General features: G+C 67.4%; 16 protein-coding genes, 1 tRNA gene and 1 pseudogene. 8 read left to right on the top strand and 10 right to left on the bottom strand.

Annotated elements, in window-relative coordinates; translation table 11 throughout:
* Nucleotides 1-288: 288 nt before the first annotated feature.
* Complete coding sequence (locus ACV7NQ_RS08510; protein ID WP_463359118.1) at nucleotides 289-9,654, top strand: fatty acid synthase subunit beta domain-containing protein; 9,366 nt, start codon at nucleotides 289-291, stop codon at nucleotides 9,652-9,654.
* Nucleotides 9,655-9,665: 11 nt separating this feature from the next.
* Entirely contained in the window at nucleotides 9,666-10,103 is a 438-nt protein-coding gene (acpS, locus tag ACV7NQ_RS08505; protein WP_463359117.1) for a holo-ACP synthase AcpS, read from the top strand.
* A 98-nt stretch (nucleotides 10,104-10,201) separates the two neighbouring features.
* Here the strand turns inward: acpS and ACV7NQ_RS08500 are convergent, their stop codons facing one another.
* On the bottom strand, nucleotides 10,202-10,849 hold the full coding sequence (locus ACV7NQ_RS08500) for a TetR family transcriptional regulator (protein ID WP_463365588.1): 648 nt from the start codon (nucleotides 10,847-10,849) through the stop codon (nucleotides 10,202-10,204).
* 297 nt (nucleotides 10,850-11,146) lie between these two features.
* Between ACV7NQ_RS08500 and ACV7NQ_RS08495 the strand changes: the two genes are divergently transcribed.
* Nucleotides 11,147-12,436: a hypothetical protein gene (locus ACV7NQ_RS08495; RefSeq protein ID WP_463359116.1), complete on the top strand. Its 1,290-nt coding sequence runs from the start codon at nucleotides 11,147-11,149 to the stop codon at nucleotides 12,434-12,436.
* A 97-nt stretch (nucleotides 12,437-12,533) separates the two neighbouring features.
* On the opposite strand, the gene ACV7NQ_RS08490 is transcribed toward ACV7NQ_RS08495, so the two are convergent.
* Together ACV7NQ_RS08490 and ACV7NQ_RS08485 are read right to left on the bottom strand one after the other, a co-directional pair.
* Nucleotides 12,534-13,292 carry an ABC transporter permease gene (locus ACV7NQ_RS08490; protein ID WP_463365587.1) on the bottom strand — a complete coding sequence of 253 codons (759 nt, stop codon included), beginning with the start codon at nucleotides 13,290-13,292 and terminating at the stop codon, nucleotides 12,534-12,536.
* Nucleotides 13,293-13,336: 44 nt separating this feature from the next.
* Nucleotides 13,337-14,292, bottom strand: a pseudogene (locus ACV7NQ_RS08485) (ABC transporter ATP-binding protein).
* A gap of 101 nt (nucleotides 14,293-14,393) precedes the next feature.
* Here ACV7NQ_RS08485 and ACV7NQ_RS08480 point away from each other — a divergent pair.
* On the top strand, nucleotides 14,394-15,128 hold the full coding sequence (locus tag ACV7NQ_RS08480) for a TetR/AcrR family transcriptional regulator (RefSeq protein WP_463359115.1): 735 nt from the start codon (nucleotides 14,394-14,396) through the stop codon (nucleotides 15,126-15,128).
* Nucleotides 15,129-15,135: 7 nt separating this feature from the next.
* Here ACV7NQ_RS08480 and bcp read toward each other — a convergent pair whose 3' ends face one another.
* Nucleotides 15,136-15,609: a thioredoxin-dependent thiol peroxidase gene (gene bcp / locus ACV7NQ_RS08475; protein WP_463359114.1), complete on the bottom strand. Its 474-nt coding sequence runs from the start codon at nucleotides 15,607-15,609 to the stop codon at nucleotides 15,136-15,138.
* Between the two features lie 236 nt (nucleotides 15,610-15,845).
* Here bcp and ACV7NQ_RS08470 point away from each other — a divergent pair, with 236 nt between their 5' ends.
* Nucleotides 15,846-16,067 (top strand): DUF3618 domain-containing protein, encoded by a 222-nt coding sequence (locus ACV7NQ_RS08470; protein ID WP_463359113.1) that lies wholly within the window; start codon nucleotides 15,846-15,848, stop codon nucleotides 16,065-16,067.
* 62 nt (nucleotides 16,068-16,129) lie between these two features.
* On the opposite strand, the gene ACV7NQ_RS08465 is transcribed toward ACV7NQ_RS08470, so the two are convergent.
* Nucleotides 16,130-16,426: an excalibur calcium-binding domain-containing protein gene (locus tag ACV7NQ_RS08465; protein WP_463359112.1), complete on the bottom strand. Its 297-nt coding sequence runs from the start codon at nucleotides 16,424-16,426 to the stop codon at nucleotides 16,130-16,132.
* A 125-nt stretch (nucleotides 16,427-16,551) separates the two neighbouring features.
* Nucleotides 16,552-17,529 (bottom strand): pirin family protein, encoded by a 978-nt coding sequence (locus ACV7NQ_RS08460; protein ID WP_463359111.1) that lies wholly within the window; start codon nucleotides 17,527-17,529, stop codon nucleotides 16,552-16,554.
* 58 nt (nucleotides 17,530-17,587) lie between these two features.
* Here ACV7NQ_RS08460 and ACV7NQ_RS08455 point away from each other — a divergent pair, with 58 nt between their 5' ends.
* Entirely contained in the window at nucleotides 17,588-18,052 is a 465-nt protein-coding gene (locus ACV7NQ_RS08455; RefSeq protein WP_463359110.1) for a MarR family winged helix-turn-helix transcriptional regulator, read from the top strand.
* A gap of 18 nt (nucleotides 18,053-18,070) precedes the next feature.
* Here ACV7NQ_RS08455 and ACV7NQ_RS08450 read toward each other — a convergent pair whose 3' ends face one another.
* Nucleotides 18,071-18,382 carry a hypothetical protein gene (locus ACV7NQ_RS08450; RefSeq protein ID WP_463359109.1) on the bottom strand — a complete coding sequence of 104 codons (312 nt, stop codon included), beginning with the start codon at nucleotides 18,380-18,382 and terminating at the stop codon, nucleotides 18,071-18,073.
* Between the two features lie 136 nt (nucleotides 18,383-18,518).
* Nucleotides 18,519-19,127: a transglycosylase SLT domain-containing protein gene (locus ACV7NQ_RS08445; RefSeq protein ID WP_463359108.1), complete on the bottom strand. Its 609-nt coding sequence runs from the start codon at nucleotides 19,125-19,127 to the stop codon at nucleotides 18,519-18,521.
* A gap of 1,078 nt (nucleotides 19,128-20,205) precedes the next feature.
* Here ACV7NQ_RS08445 and ACV7NQ_RS08440 point away from each other — a divergent pair.
* Complete coding sequence (locus ACV7NQ_RS08440; RefSeq protein WP_463359107.1) at nucleotides 20,206-20,562, top strand: helix-turn-helix domain-containing protein; 357 nt, start codon at nucleotides 20,206-20,208, stop codon at nucleotides 20,560-20,562.
* 353 nt (nucleotides 20,563-20,915) lie between these two features.
* On the opposite strand, the gene ACV7NQ_RS08435 is transcribed toward ACV7NQ_RS08440, so the two are convergent.
* The gene (locus tag ACV7NQ_RS08435) at nucleotides 20,916-22,388 is read right to left on the bottom strand and encodes an IS1096 element passenger TnpR family protein (RefSeq protein WP_463359106.1); all 1,473 of its coding nucleotides are present in this window, start codon (nucleotides 22,386-22,388) and stop codon (nucleotides 20,916-20,918) included.
* 168 nt (nucleotides 22,389-22,556) lie between these two features.
* On the opposite strand from ACV7NQ_RS08435, the gene ACV7NQ_RS08430 reads away from it, so the two are divergent.
* Nucleotides 22,557-22,733, top strand: a complete 177-nt coding sequence (locus tag ACV7NQ_RS08430) for an acyl-CoA-like ligand-binding transcription factor (protein ID WP_463359105.1) — start codon at nucleotides 22,557-22,559, stop codon at nucleotides 22,731-22,733.
* Nucleotides 22,734-23,078: 345 nt separating this feature from the next.
* Here ACV7NQ_RS08430 and ACV7NQ_RS08425 read toward each other — a convergent pair.
* Nucleotides 23,079-23,151, bottom strand: a tRNA-Lys gene (locus tag ACV7NQ_RS08425).
* Nucleotides 23,152-23,176 lie beyond the last annotated feature (25 nt).

Genomic DNA, 23,176 nt, shown 5'->3' with positions numbered 1-23,176 from the left:
CGATTAAGTAACCTGCAACATGAGGAGCGCTCATGTTTCGTACGCGTTGGTAACCGGGCGGACCAGCGGGTTCAAACATGAGGGTTGGTCATGTTTCCATTGATTCTGGTACGGACGTACTCGAATACTCGGTGGTAGCCGGGGTGGCGGGCCGCAAACGTGAGGATTTCCTCATGATTTTGTGCCATCCTCGCCTTTATCAGGCCTATTAGTTGGGGAACACCTGTGCACCGGAGGGAGTGGCGTGTCTCGCGAGGGCATGTCGCCAGAAAAGGAAGTCGAAGCGTCTTGACGATCAACGAGAGCACCGAAGCCGGGACCGGAAAGAGCGCGAGCGTGGTCGGCGCCGCCAAGTCAGGTGGGACGCGCTCGCCACTGTTGGATCGTCTCCAGGGCGGGACGCCGTACGCGCTGGCGTTCGGCGGACAGGGTGCGCAGTGGCTGCGCGAGCTGGAGGAGATCGGGCGCGACAGTGCGCTGGAGCCGGAGCTGACCGCGTTGGTCAACGAGGCGGCCGCGCTGCTGGAACCCGTTGCGACACAACTACTTGTGGTGCGACCGGTCGGTTTCGACCCGATCGGGTGGATGCTCGAGGACGAGCTCGTCGAAGGGGATGAGGGGGAGCCCTCGGCAGCGCCGTCGGAGCAGGTGTTGCGCTCGGCCGTGGTGTCGATGCCCGGCGTATTGCTGACGCAGCTGGCGGCGATGCGCGCGCTGCGTTTGCAGGGACTGGATCCGGTCGAGCAGGCGCCGGTCGCGATCGTGGGTCATTCGCAGGGCCGCCTCGCCGCGACCGCGGTGGAGGCCGGCGGACAGCGCGACGCCGAACTGCTGGCCATGGCGCAATTGATCGGTGCCGCAGCGAGTTTGGTGGCACGTCGGCGCGGACTGATGCCGGTGGGTGAGCGCTCGCCGATGGCCGCGGTATCCAACGTGGACCCCGAGCAGCTGCGAGCCGTGGTGGCCGAGGTGTCCGAGGGCGTGGATCCGGCTGCGGCAGCGGTGGTTTCGATTCGCAACGGGCGTCGCCGCGCGGTGCTGTCCGGCACGCCGACCCAGCTGGAGCGGGTGCGGCAGCGGTGCGCGCAGATTCATGACGGACAGTCCCGCGAGCGGGACGTGAAGGCGCGCGGTGGCGCGGTGTTCGCGCCGGTCTTCGAGGACGTGGATGTCGATATCGCATTCCACCACCCGGCATTGGCCGACACGGTGGATCTGGTGTCCGGCTGGGCCGGCCAGTGCGGCATCGACGCGGACCTTGCGGGCGCACTGACGCAGGAGATCCTGGTCGATCCGATCGACTGGGTCGAGATCGTCGACGGCATGGTTTCCGCTGGCGCGCAATGGATTCTGGACCTGGGTCCTGGCGATCTGCTCAGCAGGCTCACCGGCGGCTCGCTCAAAGGCACCGGCGTCGGCACCGTCGCTGCCGCGACCCGCACGGGGCAGCGCGCCCTGCTGACTCCGGGCGCCGCGCCGGAGGTGGCGGCGCCGTGGGCGGTGTTCGCGCCGCGACCGGTGCGGCTGCCGAACGGGCGCATCGTGGTTGAGACCGCGTTCACCAAGCTGACCGGTCGCTCGCCGATCCTGCTCGCCGGTATGACACCGACCACCGTCGACGCGAAAATCGTTGCGGCGGCGGCGAATGCGGGTCACTGGGCCGAGCTGGCCGGTGGCGGTCAGGTGACCGAGCAGATCTTCGCCGACCGTGTCGCCGAGCTCAAGACGCTGCTGCACCCGGGTCGCGCGGTGCAGTTCAATTCGCTGTTCCTCGACCCGTACCTGTGGAAGTTGCAGCTCGGTGGCAAGCGACTGGTGCAGAAGGCACGAGCGGCGGGCGCTCCGTTCGACGGCGTCATCGTGACGGCCGGTATTCCGGAACTCGAGGAAGCCGTCGCGCTCATTGCCGAGCTGACCGAGGTCGGCATTACCCATGTGGCGTTCAAGCCGGGCACCGTGGCCCAGATCCGTGCCGTGCTGCGCATCGCCGACGAGGTGGCGGACTACCCGGTGATCATGCACATCGAGGGCGGCCGGGCCGGTGGTCACCACTCCTGGGAGGACCTCGACGACCTGCTGCTCGCGACCTACGCCGAACTGCGCAGCCGTGACAATGTGGTGGTCTGCGTTGGCGGCGGCATCGGCACGCCCGAGCGCTCCACCGAATACCTGACCGGCGAATGGGCTGTGCCGCACGGTTATCCGGTGATGCCGCTGGACGGCGTGCTGGTCGGCACCGCCGCGATGGCGACGCGGGAGGCCACCACCGCGCCCGAGGTGAAGCAGCTGCTCGTCGACACCCCCGGCACCCCGGACTGGGTCGGTGCGGGCACCGCGAACGGTGGCATGGCCTCGGGCCGTAGCCAATTGGGCGCCGACATCCACGAGATCGACAACGCGGCCTCGCGCACCGGCCGACTGCTGGACGAGGTCGCCGGTGACGCCGACGCGGTCGCCGAGCGACGCGAGGAGATCATCGCGGCGCTGAATGCCACCGCCAAACCGTATTTCGGCGATCTCACCACGATGACCTACCTTGACTGGCTCGAGCGCTACGTGGAGCTCGCGGTCGGCCTGGATCGGCGCAAGGACTTCGACTGCGGCAGCGACCTCGGCGACGCCATCGTCGACGCCACCAGCTCGGTGTGGCTCGATATCACCTGGCGTGACCGGTTCGCGGAAATGATGCGCCGCACCGAATCTCGGCTCAACCCGGCCGACCGCGGCGAGATCCCGACGCTGTTCGCCACCGATGCAGACTTCGAGCATCCGGTCGACGCGCTGTGCACGCTGAAGAAGCAGTACCCGGCCGCCGAACAGACTCTGCTGCACCCGGCCGACGTGCCATTCTTCGTCTCCCTCTGCAAGACCCCTGGCAAGCCGGTGAACTTCGTACCGGTGGTCGACGGCGATGTGCGCCGCTGGTGGCGCTCGGATTCGCTGTGGCAGGCCCATGATCCGCGCTACTCGGCCGATCAGGTCTGTGTCATCCCCGGCACGGTGTCCGTCGCCGGCATCACCCGTGTCGACGAGCCCGTCGGCGAGCTGCTGGACCGGTTCGAGCGGGACGCGGCGTACTCGCTGGTTCGCGCGGGCGTGGTGCCGGTCGCGATCGACGCGCGCCGCGCCGCCGGCGTGACGGCGGGCGCCATCGACACGGTGCTTGCCGCGCCGGATGTCGAATGGTCCGGACGCACGACCATCAACCCGGTGCACCGGCTCGGCGATCTCGCCGAGTGGATTGTCGACGACAAGGGCGCAGTGCACCCGCCGACCGGCGCCACCCTCGTCGAGACGGCCGGACCGGAAGTCGACCACACCTACCTCGAGCTGACGGTGCCGCTGCTCGGCCGCAACGTGGTCCAGATCCGGATCACCGTTCCGATCTCCACCTACAACGGTGGCGCCCCGGTCATCACCGAGGCCGACGCGGACACCGCGATGTCGGCGCTGCTCGCGGTCGCCGCCGGACGGGCGCTGCCGGAACTGAGGGGCAAGGTCGCGCATCTCAATGTGGCGTGGACCCCTGACCTCATCGCCGACCACGCCGGAGTCACGGGTTCCGGTCTGCCCGCGACGCTGAGTACCCTCGGCCGTACCGTTCCCGATGTGCTCGTCGGTGCCTGCTGGCCCGCCGTGTTCGCGGTGCTCGGCGCCTCCCGCACCGCGGAAGGCAACGGAAGTGTCGGCAACAGTGTTATTGAAGGCATGCTCGACCTGGTCCACCTCGACCATCAGATCGCGCTGATCGGCGAATTGCCCGCCGACACCAGCGTGCTCGTGGTGCGCGCCGAGGCGGGCGAGACCGTCGACACCGAGATGGGCCGGGTCGTCGAGGTGCACGTGAAGATCACCGGCATGCTCGACAAGCCCGAAACCGGTTTGTCCATGCCGACTCTCGCGACTCTGACCGAACGCTTCGCCATCCGCGGCCGCAACGGCGCGGGCGAGCTCACCGATCCGCCGCGCGCGGCCGGTTCGCTGTCCGACGCGGCCACCGATACCCCGCGCCGACGCCGCCGCGACGTCACCATCGTGGCGCCGCGCACCATGCACGCCTTCGCCGCGGTCTCCGGTGACCACAACCCCATCCACACCAGCGAGGCGGCCGCCAAGCTGGCGGGGCTCGGCAGCCCGATCGTGCACGGCATGTGGCTCTCGGCCGCCGTGCAGCACGCGGTGTCGGCCCTCGACCCGTCGGCGACCGTGCCCGCACGGACGTTGACCGCGTGGACCACCAGGTTCCTCGGCATGGTGCGTCCCGGCGCGGAGATCGACGTGCGCGTCGAGCGGATCGCCGTCGACGCGGGCAGCGAGATCGTCGAGGTGTCTTGCCGGACCGACGGTGATCTGGTGATGACCGCGACCGGTCGTACCGCCGCACCGAAGACCGTCTATGCGTTCCCCGGTCAGGGCATTCAGCGCAAAGGCATGGGCCTGGACGCCCGCGCCCGCTCGAAGGCAGCCAAAGAGATCTGGGAGCGCGCCGACAAGCACACCCGTGCGGCGCTCGGTTTTTCGATCCTCGCGGTGGTCAGGGACAACCCGACCTACCTCAAGGCGCGCGGCGTGGAACACCGGCACCCGGACGGCGTACTGCACCTGACCCAGTTCACCCAGGTCGCGATGGCGGTGCTGGGTGTCGCCCAGGTCGCCGAGCTGCGTGAGGCCGGTGCGTTCGTCGAGGGTGCCATGCTGGCCGGACATTCGGTCGGCGAGTACAACGCGCTGGCTGCGGTCGCAGGCGTGCTGCCGCTGGAGGCTGTGCTGGAGGTCGTCTTCCAGCGCGGGTCGGCCATGCACGAACTGGTGCCTCGTGACGCACAGGGCCGCAGCGACTATCGGATGGCCGCGATTCGCCCGTCGCAGATCGGGCTGCCCGACGACGAGGTCATCGGCTTCGTGGCGGGCATCGGCGAGCAGGTCGGTGAATTCCTCGAGGTCGTCAACCTGAACCTGCGTGGCTCGCAGTACGCGATCGCAGGCACCGTCGCCGGACTCGAGGCACTCGAGACCGAGATCGACCGGCGCCGTGCGGAATTCGGCGGCAAGCGGGCGTTCATCCTGGTGCCCGGCATCGACGTACCGTTCCACTCCACAGTGCTACGCGAAGGCGTCCCGGAGTTCCGCCACAAGCTCGAGCAGCTGCTGCCCGGGAACCTGCACCCGGAAATCCTTGTCGGACACTACATTCCGAACCTGGTGCCCAAGCCCTTCTCGCTGGAGCGCGACTTCATCCAGGAGATCGTGGATCTGGTGCCGTCGGAGCCGCTGGCCGCCGTGCTCGCCGATTTCGAGAGCTGGGCCGCGCGGCCGACCGACCTGTGCCGGGTGGTGCTGATCGAGCTGCTTGCCTGGCAGTTCGCCAGCCCGGTGCGCTGGATCGAGACCCAGGACCTGCTGTTCACCGACACCGCGCACGGCGGGCTCGGCGTGGAGCGGTTCGTCGAGATCGGCCTCGGCGCCACCCCGACCGTGGCGAACCTGGCCAGCCAGACACTGAAGCTGCCGTCGTTCGCCACCGCCACGGTGGAGGTGCTCAACATCGAGCGCGAGGCCGGAGTCGTCTACTCGACCGACACCGATCCCGCGCCCGTCGACGTACCGGCCGACGAGCCAACCGAATCCGCTACCGCCGCCGCTCCGGCCGCGCCGGTTGCCGCGCCCGCGCCTAGCTCGGGTGGTCCGCGTCCGGAGGACATCGCGTTCACCGCCGCCGACGCCACCCGCGTGCTCATCGCGCTGTGGACCAAGCTGCGGCTGGATCAGATCGGCCCGGTCGACACCATCGAGGGCCTCTGCGACGGCGTCTCGTCTCGGCGCAACCAGCTGCTGGTCGACCTCGGCTCGGAGCTGTCGCTCGGCGCCATCGACGGTGCGGCCGACGCCGATATGGGTGCGCTGTCCGCCACGGTCGAGCGCCTGGCCCGCACCTACAAGCCGTTCGGCTCGGTGCTGTCCGATGCCATCGGTGACCACCTGCGCAAGGTGTTCGGCCCGTCCGGCAAGCGGCCCGCCGCGATCGCCGAGCGCGTCAAGAAGGTCTGGGAGCTCGGCGACGGCTGGGCAAACCATGTCACCGCCGAGGTGTCGCTCGGCACCCGCGAGGGCGTCAGCGTGCGCGGCGGTGACCTCGGCGGGCTGGTGTCCGGCGTGAGCGATGCCGCGTCGGTCGACGCTGCCATCGACGTGGCGGTGCAGGCTGTCGCGGCCCGGCGCGGTGTCGCGGTGTCGCTGCCCTCCGCCGGTGGCGGCGGAGGTGCGACCGTGGACGCGGCCGCGCTCGGCGAGTTCACCGAGCAGATCACCGGACGTGACGGCGTGTTGGCGACGGCGGCGCGGGTGGTGCTCGAGCAGTTGGGGCTGGCCGAACAGGTTTCCGCACCGGAGGCCTCCGACGACTCGCTGGTCGATCTGGTGTCGGCCGAACTCGGTTCGGACTGGCCACGATTGGTCGCCCCGGCGTTCGATGCCCGCAAGGCGGTGCTGATCGACGACCGCTGGGCCACCGCCCGTGAGGACTTGGCCAAGCTGTGGTTGCTGGACGACGCGGGTTCCGCCGAGGGCCCGGTTGTCGGCTTCCTCGGTGCGGGCGAAGCCGTTGCCTCGCAGGCGAGCTGGTGGCGTGAACGGGCCAAGCACGAGGCCCGCTCGGTGCTGGCCCGGCTCTACGAGCGCATCGCCGAGGCCGCGCTGCAGACCGAAGAGCCCGGCATGTGGTCCTCGGATGTCGCCGTAATCACCGGCGCCAGTAAGGGATCCATCGCAGCGGCGGTCACCGGGCGGCTGCTCGGCGGCGGCGCCACCGTGGTGGTCACCACCTCCAGCCTGAACGACGAGCGCCTCGGCTTCTACCGGAAGCTGTACCGGGAGAACGCCAGGCACGGCGCCGCGCTGTGGGTGGTGCCCGCGAACATGGCGTCCTACCAGGACCTCGACGCGCTGATCGACTGGGTCGGCGCCGAGCAGGTCGACAATGCCGGGGGCGCGAAGATCAAGACCAAGGATGCGATGTCGCCGACCCTGCTGCTGCCGTTCGCGGCGCCGCGGGTGGCCGGTGACCTCGCCGACGCCGGTGCCCGCGCCGAAATGGAAATGCGGGTGCTGCTCTGGTCGGTGGAGCGGCTCATCGGTGGGCTGTCCAAGCTGGGCGCCGACCATGACGTCGACGCGAAACTGCATGTGGTGCTTCCGGGTTCACCCAACCGCGGCATGTTCGGCGGCGACGGCGCCTATGGCGAAGCCAAGGCCGCGCTCGACGCCGTGGTTGCCAAGTGGCGGGCCGAGAAGTCCTGGTCGACCCGAGTCACGTTGGTGCACGCGCTGATCGGCTGGGTGCGCGGCACCGGGCTGATGGGCCACAACGACCCGATGGTCACAGCGGTCGAAAAGGCCGGTGTACAAACCTGGTCCACCACCGAGATGGCCGACGAACTGCTCAAGTGGTGCACCTCGCGGGCCCGTCAGGTGACCGCGGCCGGACCGCAGCAGATCGACCTGACCGGCGGACTCGCCCGGGCCAAGCTCGACCTGCCCGCGTTGGCCAAGCAGGCGCAGCAGGCCGCGGACGCGGCGACCGACGAGGTCGACTCGACCGCAACCATTGCCGCGCTGCCCGCGCCGCCGACCATGACCTCGGCGCTGCCCGTGCCCGAATGGGGTTCGGTGACCGCCGAACTCGCCGACATGGTGGTGATCGTCGGAGCCGGCGAGCTCGGCCCGTACGGCTCGTCGCGCACCCGGTTCGAGATGGAGGTCGAGGACGAACTCTCGGCCGCCGGTGTGCTCGAACTCGCGTGGACCACCGGCATGGTCACCTGGGAGAACGATCCCAAGCCCGGCTGGTACGACACCGAATCCGGTGACTACGTGCCCGAATCCGAGCTGGCCGAGAAGTACCACGACGCGGTGGTCGCGCGCTGCGGCGTGCGTCGCTACGGCGACGACGGCGCCATGATCGACAACACGTCGCCGCTGATGACGTCGGTGTTCCTCGATCAGGACCTGTCGTTCACGGTCGGTGGCGAGGCCGAGGCCCGTTCCTTCCACGCCGCCGACCCCGAGCACACGGTGATCGCGCCGGTGCCGGACTCGGCCGACTGGAAGGTGACCCGCCGGGCGGGCACCGAGATTCGGGTGCCGCGCCGCGCGAAGATCTCGCGGACCGTCGGCGGCCAGATCCCCACCGGCTGGGATCCGACCATCTGGGGAATCTCGGCCGATATGGCCGCCTCGGTGGACCGGGTCGCGCTGTGGAACATCGTCACCACGGTCGACGCGTTCATCAGCTCCGGGTTCAGCCCGGTCGAACTGATGCGCTGGGTGCATCCGTCGCTGGTGGCCAACACCCAGGGCACGGGTATGGGCGGCATGTCGGCGATGCGCTCGCTCTATATCGACTCGCTGCTCGGCGAGCCGACGCCGAACGATATCCTGCAGGAAGCGCTGCCGAATGTGGCGCTGGCACATGTGGTTCAGTCCTACGTCGGCAGCTACGGCGCGATGGTGCACCCGGTGGCCGCCTGCGCGACCGCCGCGGTGTCGGTCGAGGAGGGCGTCGACAAGATCCGGCTCGGCAAGGCCGAACTGGTGGTCGCCGGTGGCTTCGACGATCTCGGCATCGAGGGCATCAAGGGCTTCGGTGACATGTCGGCCACCGCGGACTCGGCGGCCATGAGCGCCAGGGGCATCAGCGACCGGTACTTCTCCCGCGCCAACGACCGCCGTCGTGGCGGCTTCGTGGAATCGCAGGGCGGCGGCACGGTGCTGTTGGCCCGCGGTGACGTGGCGGTGGAGATGGGCCTGCCGGTGCTCGGTGTGGTGGCGTGGGCGCAGTCCTTCGGTGACGGTGTGCACACCTCTATCCCGGCGCCCGGTCTCGGTGCGCTCGGCGCGGGTCGTGGCGGCCGCGAATCGCGGTTCGCGGCCGAGCTGCGCAAGCTCGGCGTCGGTCCGGATGACATCGCGGTGATCTCCAAGCACGACACCTCGACCGCGGCCAACGACCCGAACGAGTCGGAACTGCACGAGCGGCTGGCGGATGCGATCGGCCGTTCGGCGGGCGCCCCGCTGTTCGTCGTCTCGCAGAAGAGCCTGACCGGCCACGCCAAGGGCGGTGCCGCGGCATTCCAGCTGATCGGCCTGTGCCAGGTGCTCGAGCAGGGTGTCGTGCCGCCAAACCGCAGCCTCGACTGTGTCGACGACAAGATGCAGGCCTACCCGCACCTGGTGTGGGCACGCGAAACGCTGCGCTTCGGCGACCGGTTCCCGCTCAAGGCCGGTCTGGTGACCTCGCTCGGCTTCGGGCACGTGTCGGGTCTGCTCGCGGTGGTGCACCCGGAGGCGTTCGTCCAGGCGATCGAGCCGGGTCGGCGCGAGGAGTATCAGCGTCGGGCGCAGGAGCGTCAGCTCGCCGGACGGCAGCGGTTCACCGAGGCCATGTGCGGTGGCGCTCCGCTCTACGAGCGGCCCGCCGATCGGCGCCTGGGTGGCGAGGGCACACCGGCCAAGCAGATTCGTCAGCTGGAAGCCGATGTGCTGCTGTCTGCCGATGCTCGTCTCGCCGGCGACGGCAGGTATCGGGCCGACGGCTGGGGTTGCAACACCGGGCAGGTAGCCGACGGTTCGCGCCCGGCCGGGCAAGCCGGGTCGTAGGCTTCGACGCTGTGACGATCCTCGGTATCGGATTGGACTTGGTAAGTATCTCCGAGTTCTCCGAACAGCTACAACGGTCCGGAACCACCATGCTCCGAGAGAGTTTCACCGCGGGCGAGCGGCGATACTGCCAGAGCAAGGGCACCGACCCGGCCCGCAGCTATGCGGCACGGTGGGCGGCGAAAGAGGCGGTGCTCAAAGCTTGGGCGACGTCTCGCTTCGCCCGCCGACCCCAAATCGGTGACAACCCTTACCCGCTGATCGAGGTAGTCAACGACGCGTGGGGCAGGCCCAGCATCAAGCTGCACGGCCTCGCCGCCGAATTCCTGCCCCGCGTGAGGGTTCACCTGTCGCTGACGCACGACGGCGACACCGCTGCGGCGATGGTGGTCCTAGAAGATCCAGGCGAGTTGGCCGATCTCATCGAAGGCCGCGAAAGCAACAGCTGATTCCGTGAGCACACGGGTAACCGGCCGGGTACGCGCGAGATCCGGCCGGTTACCCAATTGCCGTCCCGCAGCGCGGGTCTCGCGGCACTTACTTGCTCTTAGTGCTGCGCTGAGGCTCCGGGGTGGCGGGGGAGCCCGCCGGAGCGGGACTCCTTCTCCGCGACAAGCAAGTACGCGACCATCAGGCGCTTGAGTTCGGAGACGGCTTCCGCGTTGCTCTGCTCGTCCTGGACGGAGAAGTTCAGCATCGAATAGACAACGTGCACCAGCACTTCGGCCATCATGGTGCGTCGGCCGCGCGGGGTGCGCGGCGTCAGCGGCCGCAGCATCTGAGAGACGACCTCGGCGAATTCCTTCTCGTGGATCGCGCCGGTGGCCCGCGTCGACGGTGTCGACTGCATCGCCAGCCAGACCTCGCGCCGGGACGGGTCGGTCATCCACAGATGTGCCAGATGGTCGACGAACTGGTTCATGTGCCGCAACCAGTCCAGCGACGGAATCTCGCCGTGGAAATCCGCCAGTTCCTGGGAAACGGCAACGAGGTCTTGGCGATTCAGCTCGCAGACGATGACATATTTATTGGCGAAGAACTGATACAGCGTGCCGATCGGCACCTCGGCTCGCGCCGCCACCTCTTCACAGGTGAACGATTCGAACCCGACCTCGACGAGGAGTTCGCGCGACGCCTGCAACAGCGCGTCGAACTTGCGTTTGCTGCGTTCCTGCGTCGGTCGACGCCGCGGCATGAGCTCCTGTGGGTCGTCCTGCAGGTCCAACGCAGGGTCCAGACGTCGTTTCGACCTGGCCTCCGTGCGTACATCCACGCATCAAGGCTAGCGGTATCGACACAGTCGCGACACGCTCACGTGTTCTAAGTGTTCAGGACTGTCACATTTCACGACCCATCCAGATCCCTGGTGGTGTCGAACACATAACCGAGCGTGCGTGGATTATGAGGCGCATCTCGAGCAGGGGAATCGAAGGGGCTCAGAGGTTTCGGCAAGCTCGTGAGCTCGGCATAGGCCCATGGGAAGGGGTGATCTGTGGTAGCTCGATCTGTGGTAACTCTCGGCGTTTCCACCGAACGCGGCGCCGTTCACGCGGTAGCGCTCGCCGATTCCGGCGAGAAGCTACCGGAGCGCGTGCTGATTCATCGGGTGGAGAAGATGCACGGCGACAGCAAGGCGGAACTGGCGGCGGCGGTCGAGACGGCGATGGACGGACTAGCCGACGAACTCGGGCCGGAGCTGGAGATCGGGGGTGCCGCGGTCGCCTACCGCGATGCCGCCGAGCGCCGCGCCATCGTCACCAGGCTGGCGTCCGGGCAGTGGCATACCGCCTCGCTCGTGTCGGCCAAGTCCGCGCATCTGAGCGTCGCCGGTGTCATGACATGGCTGAACGAATTCGACAATCTGCTGATCTGCGAGGCGGTTCCCGGGCATCAGGCGTTCACGCTGGTCGACCGCAGGCGCACCCGGGTCCTCGCGGCGACCAGCCATGCGGGCAACGCGGCGACCGCGGAGTCGATGGGCGTCGCGGTGACGGCGGCGTGGGATCAGTTCGAGGCGGCGACGGTCCGGCCGGACGCGGTGGTGCTGATCGGTTCGGGCGCCCGCGCCGCTGCGGTCGCCGCGGCGGCGGACGGGTTCGGCGCTCCGGTAATTCCGTGCAAGATCGCGGCCGCCGCGTCCGCGGTGGGCGCGGCCCTGACGGCCACGGCGTATGTCGCCCGGGTCGCTGAGCCGGTGGAGCGGGTGCGCCGCGGCCGTGGTGCGGCGGTGCTCGTCGCCGCAGCCGGGGTGCTGGCGGGTGGACTGGTCGCGGGTGGCGTGTACGCGACGAATGGTTCGCCTGCGGCCTCGGTTGTCGCCGATGCGCGGATCGCCGCGGATGCCCATGCGGTCGACGTAAGCAGCGGCTCCAACGCGGGCTCGTCGGCCCAGCCCGGCGTCTTGCCCTGGGACAAGGTATCCGACGGTCGGCAACCCATGGGCGCCGGACGTGCTCGGGAATCGACGGTGGTCGTGGTCGACACCGCCGACTCGTCGGGTTCGCAGTTGTCGGGTCAACGGTGGGGCGGTGGCGGCCATCAGGAGGATCGCCCGCTGTCGCTCGTGCAGGCCGAACCGTCCCCCGAGACCGAGCCTGCGCAAGTGCTGCCAGGGACCGGGATTCCGGACCCCACGACGAAGGTCGGCGCGCCGAACGACGCGCTGATGTTCCCGGGTGAGGCCCCGCCGCCGGCGGCCTTCACAACGGAGTCCTACCTCTGGTGGGACAACCATCTCCGCATGCTCATGCAGTGGGCGACTCAGCAGTTGCTGCCCACATAGGCGGGAAACGTCACAACGACGAAGGTCCGGTGCCCTGGTGGCACCGGATCTTGCGCTATGTGGGGCTAGTGATCTGTTGCCGGGCGACCGGCCGGGTTCACTGCGCGGTCCGGCGCCGAAACAACGCGCGGGCCGCGATGAACCCGGCCAGCGCGATACCCGTGCACCAGAGCACGGCAAGCACCGCGCTGTTGCCGATCGGGGTGCCCATCAGCAGTCCGCGCATGGTTTCGGTTACCGATGTCACCGGCTGATTTTCGGCGAACCGGTGCAGCCAGCTCGGCATCGACTGCGGCGGCACGAAGGCGCTGCTCACGTACGGCAGGAACATGAAGACGAAGGTGAAGCCGTTTGCCGCTTCAGGGTTTTTCGCCAGCAGCCCGAGCGCGGCCGCGAGCCAGGACAGGGCGAGCACGAACATCGCGATGATGCCGTAGGCGGCGAGCCAGCGCAGTGGATCGGCGGTCGGTCGGAAGCCGATCGCGACGGCCACCAGGATCACGATGGTGGTGGTGATCAGATTGCGCAGCACGCTCTCCACGACATGCCCCGTCAGCACCGACGATCGGGAGATGGCCATGGTGCGGAACCGGTCGATGATGCCGTCGGACACATCGGTGGACAGGCTGACCGCCGTTCCCGCCGAACCGAATGCGGCGCACAGCAGGATGATGCCGGGCACGATGTAGTCGAGATACGCGCCGCCGACGTTCATCGCGCCGCCGAACACGTAGACGAACATCAGCAGGATCATGATCGGCAGCGCGATGGTCATGATCATGGTGTCCGGGCTGCGGACGGTGTGACGGAGATTGCGGCCGAGCATGGTCAGCGAGTCTTGGGTGGCGCGAGTCATGGCGTGCAAAGGGCCGGTGGTGGCGGGTGTTGCGGTTGCGATTGTCACAGCACTGCGGCTTTCTGGGTGGTGGGGTGACCGGTGAGGGCGAAGAACACGTCGTCGAGGTCGGGGGTGTGAATGGCGAGCTGGTCGATGGTGATCGCCTGATCGTCGAACTGATCCAGCAGCTGTTTGAGGGTGCCGACGCTGCGTCGGACGGGACCTGCAGCACCAACTGCTCGGCATCGATCTCCGCGCGCGGCACGGCCCGCGCGGCCGCGGCGAGTCCCTGACGGTCGGCGAATCGCAGCTGGATGTGACCGCCTGGAGCGAGCTGCTTCAGATCACCGGGCGTGCCGTCGGCGACGATTTTGCCGTTGTGCAGCACCGCGATCCGGTCGGCGAGCTGGTCGGCCTCCTCCAGGTACTGGGTGGTGAGGAAGATGGTCACGCCGTCTGCAACGAGGTCGCGGATCACCTGCCACAGTTCGCGGCGGCTGCGCGGGTCGAGCCCGGTGGTCGGTTCGTCGAGGAAGATGATGCGCGGCTCGCTCATCAGGCTCATGGCCAGATCGAGCCGTCGGCGCATGCCGCCCGAGTAGGTCGCGACGCGGGTATGCGCGGCGTCCGTGAGCTCGAATTGTTCCAGGAGACGGGCGGTTCGGCGGGTGATCTCCGGTTTGGTCAGGTGCAGCAGGCGTCCCATCAGGCGCAGATTCTCCGCGCCGGTGAGCACGCCGTCGACCGCCGAGTACTGGCCGGTGACGCCGATGAGCCGGCGCACGGCATCGGGTTCGTGCGCGAGGTCGTGTCCGGCGATTCGGATCTCGCCGCTGTCGGCGTCGGCCAGGGTGGCCAGGATGCGCACCATCGTCGTCTTGCCGGCCCCGTTCGGGCCGAGCAGCGAAAAGACTGTGCCCGCAGCGACTTCCAAGTCTATTCCGGCCAGTACGGTGCGGTCGCCGAAGGCTTTCGTCAACCCGCTGATGCTGACGGCGGATGTGGGTGGGACGGTCATAGGGTTCCCCTGATAAAAACTGTGTATGGACTAAACTTTGTTTAGATAGTACGCAGTTTTTGTCAGGAGGGAAGAGGCATCGAGAAGAAGGGGCGACACTGATGGAAACGCCGGAGGCGGGTGCGGGCGCGATGCCCAAGGCCTTTGCGCTGATGTGGGGCCTGGACGAGGGCGGAACCCGCGGGCCCAAGCGCGGGCTGAGCCTCGATCAGGTGGTCGAGGCGGCGATCGAGGTGGCCGACGCGGAAGGGGCCGCCGCGCTGTCGATGGGCCGGGTCGCCAAGCATCTCGGCTTCACGACGATGTCGCTGTACCGGTACGTGGACAGCAAGGACACGCTGATCGACCTGGTGTCCGATCGGGTGATCGGCATACCGCCGGAGCTGCCGGTCGACGTGCCGTGGCGGGCCGGGATGGAGGCGTGGGCTTGGGGGGTATCGCGCGCGATCCGACGGCATCCCTGGTGGCTGGAGCTGCCCATGGCGGCCCCGCCGATGGGCCCGTACAACATGGCCTGGCTGGAGGTCGGGTTATCGGTGTTCGCCGCGACGGCGGTGCCCGAACCGGTGAAACTGCAACTGGTCTTGAACGTTTCGCTGTATGTGATCGGGCGGATGCGGCTGGCCAGGGATATGTCGACGGGTGAGGAGACCGACGAATACCCGGCTCTGTTGAGCCGGGTGCTCGATCCGCAGCGCTTCCCGGCGCTCACGCGTGCCCTCGCCGTACAAGCCTTCGACGCGGACGACATGGAGTGGGAGGACGCCGATTTGGGTTTCGGTCTGGATCGACTGCTGGATGGCTACGAGCGGTTCGTCGCGTCGTTCGAGCGGTAGGTCCGTCCTACACTGACAGGTCGCGGCGCAGCTTGGCGACATGACCGGTGGCGCGCACGTTGTACTGGGCGACCTCGATCTTGCCCTGTTCGTCCACCAGGAAGGTGGAGCGGATGACGCCGGTCACCTTCTTGCCGTACATTGTCTTCGCGCCGAACGCGCCCCACGCGGTGAGCACGGCGCGGTCCGGGTCGGACAGCAGCGGGAAGGTGAGCTTCTCGACATCGCGGAACTTGGCCAGTTTCGCGGGCTTGTCCGGCGAGATGCCGATGACCTCGATGCCCGCGCCCTCGAGCTCGGCGAGGTTGTCGCGGAAATCGCAGGCCTCTTTGGTGCAGCCGGGCGTGCTCGCGGCGGGGTAGAAGTAGACGATCACCTTGCGGCCGCGGTAGTCCGACAGCGACACGTCTCGGCCGTCGGCGTCGGGCAGGGTGAAATCGGGGGCGGCATCACCGGGGGAGAGTCGATGGTTGTCGGTCACATCTTGCACGGTAATCCAATGCCCCGACAGTGCGCTGGTAGGCGGCTGCTTCGCCTTCGCTCAGCCCGGCGCTCCTGCGGCTGCTTCGCCTTCGCTCAGCCCGGCGCTCCTGCGGCTGCTTCGCCTTCGCTCAGCCCGGCGCGGCTTCGGACGGACTGCGTCCGGCTGTGCCCATTAGACTCGTGCGCGAGCCCTGGGTGACTCGCGGCGCGCACATCGGACACAGGAGGACATACGTGGCTAGGGATACCGAGCGGATCGAGCGGGAGATCGAGGCCGCACGCACGCGGCTGGCGAGCACGCTCGACGAACTCGCGGTGCGGGCCGACCCGCATCGGATCGCTGACGACACCAAGCACATGGTGCTTGCGAAGCTGAACGAGCCGAAGGTGAAGTACAGCCTGATCGGTGCGGGTGTGGTGGTCGTCGGACTGGTGCTGCTCAAGATCTTCCGCTGACGAAACGACAACACCCGGTGTGGCCATGCCATACCGGGTGTTGTCTGCTTTTCAGGGGGCTATCAGACTGTCGGGCAGGCGAATCCGTCGCCGTCGGGATCGAGGTACGGGGCGTAGCCCGGTTCACCGCGGAACAGCGGTGCGCGACCGGCCGCGCGGGCGTCGTCGCAGTTGGCGAAGGCGCCGCCGGCCGAACCGGTCTGCGAGAAGCCGGCCGAGCCGGTCGCGGCCGAGCCGGTGTCGATGGCTGATGAGCCGGTTCCTGAGGATCCGGTGGGGGCGTCGGCCAGGGCGGTCGGCGCCGCAAGGAGAGTCAGTCCCGCGGCGGCAGCGCTGACGATGAGCCGGCGAACGTTCATGTATTCCTCTATGTGTTTGCTGCGGTGGATTGGCGCCCAAAGGGGGAGACGCCCCATCCACTGTTGTGATGGCCCGCTCACTTGTCAACCGGGCTGCATGCGAAGTTGCACACGCAGCGCGGCGATTACTCGCCCAGTCGCTTGCCCGCCCCGTGTTCGGCCGGGATATTTCCCATCCGGCCGGCCTGGAAATCATCGACGGCTTGGATGATTTCGGCGCGGGTGTTCATCACGAACGGGCCGTACTGGACCACCGGTTCCTGAATCGGTTGGCCACCGAGCAGCAGCACTTCCAGGTCGCCGGTCCGATTGTGTTGCCGCACATCGGCGGAGACGGCGATCGAGTCACCGGGGCCGAAGATCGCGAGCTGGCCTTCGCCGAACGGCCTGCACTCGGCGCCGACGGAGCCACTGCCGGACAGAACGTAGGCCATAGCCGTAAACCGTTGCGGCCATGGCGTTTCCAGCTGTCCACCGGGGCTGATCGACGCGTGTGCGTAGGCGATGGGGGTGTAGGTCGAGCCGGGGCCTTCGAAGCCACCGATCTCGCCCGCGATGATCCGCACCAGCGCGCCGCCGTCATGCGAGCTGACCAGTGTCAGTTCGGAGCCGCGCAAATCTTGGTAGCGCGGCGCGGCCATTTTCAGCGCCCGCGGCAGGTTCACCCACAACTGGACGCCGTGGAACCAGCCACCCGAGATGACCAGGTCTTCCGGTGGCACCTCGTCGTGCAGAATACCGGAACCGGCCGTCATCCATTGGGTGTCGCCTTCGCTGATGGTGCCGCCGCCACCGTTCGAGTCGTGGTGCACCATCGTGCCGTCGAGCATGTAGGTCACCGTCTCGAAGCCGCGATGCGGATGCCACGGCGCGCCCTTCGCCTCGTGCGGTTCATAGGCGACGGGGCCCATCTGGTCGAGCAGGATGAACGGATCGGCCGAGCGCAGATCCATGCTCGGAAACGGCCGACGCACCTCGAATCCGGCGCCTTCGCGCTGCTTGTGCGCGGTGCTGATGCTGCGCACCCGGCGCTCGCTCGTCGGATCGCTGGGCCGGGGCAGTCGGGGCAGAACCATGATGTCGGGGACGGTGATGGCGGCCATGGAAACCTCCTGAAGTTTTGGTGTCCATGTCAACCAATGAATCGCTAGGATCATTCCCGTGGTCCGATGGCTGAGCGATGACGAACAAACAACCTGGCTAGCCTTCATCCGGCTGCGCCAGCGACTGGACGCCGCGGTGGCGGCCGGCCTGGCTCAGGACGGGCTGTCGTCCGCGGACTATGAAATCCTCGTGCCGCTGTCGGCGGCGTCCAACGGTTGCCTGCGCGCCAAGGAACTCGCTGCCGAGCTCTGCTGGGAGAAGAGCCGACTGTCCAAACACCTGGCTCGGATGGCGGCCCGCGGTCTCGTCGACCGCCGGCCCGCCGAGGAGGACGCCCGCGGCATCCTGGTCGAGCTCACCCCGGCAGGCCGGAAGGCCCTCGAACACGCGGCCCCGAACCACGTCGATCTGGTGCGCCGACTGTTCATCGACGCGATGACTCCCGCCGAGGCTCGCGCCCTGCGCTCACTCGCCGACAAGGTGATGGCCGAAGCCGAACGTAGCACCGATCTCGGCGCCTGACGTCCGCGTGTCCGGTCGTCACCATGGGGTGATCGGCGGTTTCACCCACAGCAGCTTCTCGTCCGCGTGATTGCGTTGTGCCGCAGGATGATTCGGATGTTGTGCGGCCCAGGTGTCCTTCTCGTCGAGGAGTTGGGCGACGCTCGTCCAGGTTTCGTCGGTGCTCGGCGGATTCGTCCCGGCCGCGCGCGCGAGTTTGCGCCGGAGGGCCGTTGGCATCTCGAGTAGTTCGGCTCCGGTGATTCCGTGTTCCCAGATGTAGCCCGCGAGTCGACGCGCTTTCTCGGCGCGGCTCTTCGACGCGGCGTCGGAATGGGCGTAATCGGTCATGGCGCAGTCCGCATCGGTGGTGGTCGGTTCTGGTCGACCTTAACGGACCTGGCGCGATGGAAAGGCATGCTGTCATCGATATGGCAGCGCCTCCCTTCCACTGGACGGGAGGCGTTGCCGTTGCGTGCGGTCGCGATCAGTACGCGCTCGAGACATTATCCATCGAGCCGTACCTCTTGGCCGCGTAGTTGCAGGCCGCGGCGATATTGGCGACCGGGTCGTAGATGTCGGTCGACGTGCCGGGGACGTGGAAGGCACGGAAGGTCGGGTCGATGACCTGGAGCAGGCCCTTGGAGGGGATGCCTGCGGCGGCGTTGGAGTCCCAAAGGTTGATGGCCTGGGGGTTGCCGGTGGACTCACGCATCACGTTGCGCAGGATGCCCTTGTAGCTGCCCGGGATGCCGTTGGCATGCATGATGTCGAGGGCCTGCAGGATCCAACCGTTGAGGTTGTTCTCGTAGAGCGGCGCGGGCGGGGGCATGGGCGCGGGCATCGGGGCCGGGGCCGGGGCCTGGGCCGGAGCGGGCGCGGGGGCGGCGGGCATCGGTGCGGGCAGCTCCACGGCGACGGGTGTGGCAGGGGCCGGGGGCTGCGCGGCGACCATGGCGATGCGTGACGGAACACTGTCGTCGGCCACCGAGCCCGAGGACGAGGCGACGGCGAGGACGCCGGCCGCGGCGATGGCGAAGGTGACGCTTTCGCGGAGCGAGCGGCGGCGGAGAGTGGAAAAGCGTCTGTCAGGCATTGTGTTCAGTCCTTCATCGGTGTCGGTTTCGGCCCGTGCCGCGCCAGGCGGCAAAGATCCGCGGCGCGCGCCAGTGCGGTCGCTCGCCTAATTCGGCCGATATCCTGTTTTCGGGTTTTGTTGTGAATGCCGGAGATCCGGTTCCCTGCCGATACGACGCGGCTCGGGTACCCCGGGCAGATGGCCCGTCGGGCACCGCCGTCGCGCGCAAACTTCCCGTCATCCGACGGGAAGGGAGTAGGGAGTATTGCGGTCACCCTCGGTGTCGCGCGGTACTCCAGTGACCGCGAGCGAACATCTTGGCGTTGCGGTCGTTTTCCGAATGTGTGTGTATTACTCCTTGGGCTAACCAAACTGCTGGTCTGTTCCGGATGGGATCTCAGAATGGTCACGATCGGTTAACGTAAGGTAAATAAAAGGTGAATCAATGGTGCTGTTGATCTTAGTTTGTCAAGATCATGCAGGTCGAAACGCTGCGCATGCGGGGAGTTTGCCTCTAAACATAATGTGATGCAGCACACCTAAATTTCTTGGTCACGCCCGGCACTTTCCCGGTTTTGGCGTCACCAAGACGCCGACGCACCCTTCTCTGGTGCACGACACGAGGCAATGCGTTACTCAAACTTGTGATCTTGGTCTTGATATCAGGTGTGACATGCTTGTTAGGTGCGCCATCAGGGACTCGAACCCCAACTCGAACCCGCTGTTCACCATTGAAGGCGACCCAGAAATCCTGGTCAAAAACTATTTCGCGGCCTGCGCAATCCCCGCGCACATGGAAATACACATGGATAATTCGTCGCTCTTCCCGACTGCTCCCGCCCCGTTCCTGCAGTTAGCCGGTTGTTTCCCGGCTCTGAGACGTCACAACTTTCGAGCCTGACCGCGTCGGCTCCCGGTGCAAAGTAGCTCTCCACCTATGCTCAACCGCCCCCAAGACGGTGTTATGGATCATCTGTGCCCCGCACCGCCAGCAGGGATCGTTCGTTGCGGCGATGACTCACGCCAGGTCGATAACGTCGCGCAGCGACGCGCGAATGTCCGGTAACGGCAGAGTCTCGACCGGCTGCTGTCCTGTATGGGTTACCGCCTCGAGGTCGTGCGGCGCCCCGTCGTCCCCGAGTTGACCCGCCCCGAGCGCCGCTCATGGCAGTTGCACAGCCGGCTTTCGACGCACTTGACCCGATCGTGCCTCGAGTCGTGGCTGCCACGCATCGAACGCAATCTACAGCGGCTTCGTGATGGGGTATCCGGCCAGCCGCATGTGCGCAATCTCGATCGCTGGCAGTCGCTGATCGAGCACCGTGACGTACCAGGACTACACCGCCTGCTCACCGGTCTCGACCGCGACTCGATCGAGATGCGTGAGGTCTCCCCGATGGGCGGGCTGCTCCCCCAAGACGAGCGCGCCGATGTGTTGAGCCTCGCGGGCTGATGCGGCGCGATCAGGTGGAGCACGCTATCCGCACCGCGTGCCAGATCATCGGCCGACCCGAGGTGATCGTGGTCGGTTCCCAATCGATCCTCGGCACCTTCGACGAAGCCCGGCTTCCCGCGGATGCCACGATGTCCGTTGTCACCAGAAGAGTGGTTTCGGGTTCAGGATTAGTTCGAAGATCGGGGCGCTGATGCCGATCGCTTCCGCGGCAGCGTCGTCCGATGCCTACCTATCGGGTGCCGCGTCGCTGCGCGCCTGTGGGTTCAGGACTCCGGCAGCGTCAGGATCGGCGGTTCGCCGTGCACCCCGGTGGGGTGCGCAATCCGGTCTGGATTCCAGTCGTCGCCGAGTTACTGCACCGCGTGGTCATGTTTCGGATGTGCGGGGTCTGTCAGGGCGGTAAGCAACTCCTGGTAGTGGTGCACCCCGCCGCAGTCCTCCGGCGGGCAGGCGCCCTTACCATCGAGCACCCGGGCGTGGTTGGCCGCCGGATCCGTTTCATCGATGGCTTCCACGGTCACCCGGTGTTCCCAGTCGTCGCCGAAGTCGTATCGGTAGACGAATGATTGGCCGGGCTCGCTGGCAATCGCGGGCAGCTGCACCTGGTGCGCTTTGCCTGCGTCGCCGTCGCAGCGCGGATCGAGCACCCCGCCTCCCTCGATCTCGAAAGCGTACAGGTGGTCACCGGACCAGCCCATGGCATCACGCAGAACCGTGTGCAGGTCATCGAGCCGTATCCGTGACGGTACGGCCGCCCTCCGCCACACCGGCGGATTCGTGTGCGCCAGTTCCACTTTCAGTGTCACGCGAGCGCGGTCGGGTACCGGCGTCCTGTCGAACCCGGGGCGGCCGCAGCATTTCTTGTACTTCCGGCCGACACCACACCAGCAGGGTGCATTGCGATCCGGCGGCCACGCGATGTCGTTGCCGGTTTCCACGGTTTGCAGGTACGCCAGCCGGGTGCTGCGGCGGGCCGGATCGGTGCCACTGCGCTCGGCATACGCGTACAAGCCCGCCAGGTCGACAGGCACGACCCGCATCCTTCCGCGCTCCGACGTCTCGCTCAACGCGCTCTGCAGCTCGCGACGGTAGTCCTCGTGGTCGGTCGGGAAGCTAGCGTCCAACAGCCCTTCCATCATGGCCTGCGCGTACGTCGAGGCCGGCAGGTAGGCCATCTGGTAGGTCGCTGTTCCGGCGGGCTGGGCGCACTTGCCCTGCGGTGTCGCCGTGGGCTGGGGTCGTGCCGCCGCCTGAGCGAGCAGCGGTCCCAACTGCGCCGCGATCCGCTCATGAGCGATGCGCTGGTGTTCCTCCGCCGGGCTGTGCATGAGGATCGCGTCGGCGTCGGAGTCTCGGCCCAGTCGGGTAGCCAGCGCGACACCCTCGGCTGCGAGCACGCACCCGAACTCTTCCTCGCCGAGGGAGGCCAGGGCGTTCGGTGCGACTCGATAGAAGCGCAGATCCCGCTGTTCGGCGGGCAACGCCGCCAACTCGCGGTGCAGGAAGGTCAGTTCCCGAAATGCGGCAGTTCGGCCGCCGTCGTCCCACCATGAGGCGCGCAGCGGTCCCAGCGCGAAACGGTCGGCGGGATGGATCTCGATCAGCCTGGTCAGCATCGCCACGACGGCGGGCGTCTGATCATCGTCGTAGAATTCCAAGCTCTCCCAGGCGTAGTCGAAGACGCGCTCGTCGCCGCGGGCCCGCGGATCGAGCAGCGCCTCGAGTACGACCCCGCGCACCGCCTCGGCATCGTCGTTGTCACCGAAGGCCTCGTCGATTGCCTCGCCCAGGTCGAGCGGATGGAAGTAACGGTCGGGAAGCACGAGGGAAGTCTCTCACAGGCTGCTGGCGACCACGCGTGCACTTTCCCGGGCTACGAGACATTCTGCTCCGCTACGGCCACTTCGCCCATGCCTGTCAGCAACTCATCGCGTCCTCGCCCGAGCTGCAGGAACGCGATCTGATCAAGATGACCTCGCTGGCCTCGGCGATTGCCGAGACGCTGCGCCCGGGACGTCCCGCCCAGGGTTGCCATCCTGGCCGCACGGGCGGCGGTGGCCGTGTTCACCACCGCTTACGGTGACTGGGTGGACGACACCACCGCGGACCTGCACGCCCTGATGCAGCGATCACTCGCCGATCTGCGCCTGGCAGTCGGCGCGGGGTAGTCGGCCACCGGGGCGGCCACGCTGGATTCGGGCGCCAGCCGAACATGATCCATGCTTGTCGAAGGTGTTCTGCTGCAGCGTCTATCGAAGCATCGCGGAGCCTGCGGTCCGGTAGATTCGGGGGTAGGCGAGTGTGGTGCGCCAGCTGCTTCATCCCTCGAAGCGGTATCGGCGCCGAAAGGTGGGCGACCGGTTGTCCCGAGGTGGCCGTTTCGAGACAAATACCGACTTAGGTTGCGGAACGGATAACGGCCGATAACTAGAAAGCGGCAATCAGAGAGTGGGATGGAATCGAGTCAGACTTGTGATCTTGGTCTTGATATCAGGTGTGACATGCTTGTTAGGTGCGCCATCAGGGACTCGAACCCCGAACCCGCTGATTAAGAGTCAGCTGCTCTGCCAATTGAGCTAATGGCGCTTGTCTTGCCTTGCTCCGTGTTCCG

The organism is Nocardia sp. Tas62D01 (genome assembly GCF_055232035.1).
Note: the sequence above shows the minus strand (reverse complement) of the source record. Positions and strands in the feature narration are given on the sequence as shown.

Coding starts and splice junctions, on each gene's coding strand:
- ACV7NQ_RS08500 (WP_463365588.1), bottom strand. CDS start 10,849: ATGCCGCGGCGTCGACCGACGCAGGAACGCAGCAAACGCAAGTTCGAC.
- ACV7NQ_RS08490 (WP_463365587.1), bottom strand. CDS start 13,292: ATGACTCGCGCCACCCAAGACTCGCTGACCATGCTCGGCCGCAATCTC.
- ACV7NQ_RS08480 (WP_463359115.1), top strand. CDS start 14,394: ATGGAAACGCCGGAGGCGGGTGCGGGCGCGATGCCCAAGGCCTTTGCG.
- ACV7NQ_RS08465 (WP_463359112.1), bottom strand. CDS start 16,426: ATGAACGTTCGCCGGCTCATCGTCAGCGCTGCCGCCGCGGGACTGACT.
- ACV7NQ_RS08460 (WP_463359111.1), bottom strand. CDS start 17,529: ATGGCCGCCATCACCGTCCCCGACATCATGGTTCTGCCCCGACTGCCC.
- ACV7NQ_RS08450 (WP_463359109.1), bottom strand. CDS start 18,382: ATGACCGATTACGCCCATTCCGACGCCGCGTCGAAGAGCCGCGCCGAG.
- ACV7NQ_RS08445 (WP_463359108.1), bottom strand. CDS start 19,127: ATGCCTGACAGACGCTTTTCCACTCTCCGCCGCCGCTCGCTCCGCGAA.
- ACV7NQ_RS08440 (WP_463359107.1), top strand. CDS start 20,206: ATGGGTTACCGCCTCGAGGTCGTGCGGCGCCCCGTCGTCCCCGAGTTG.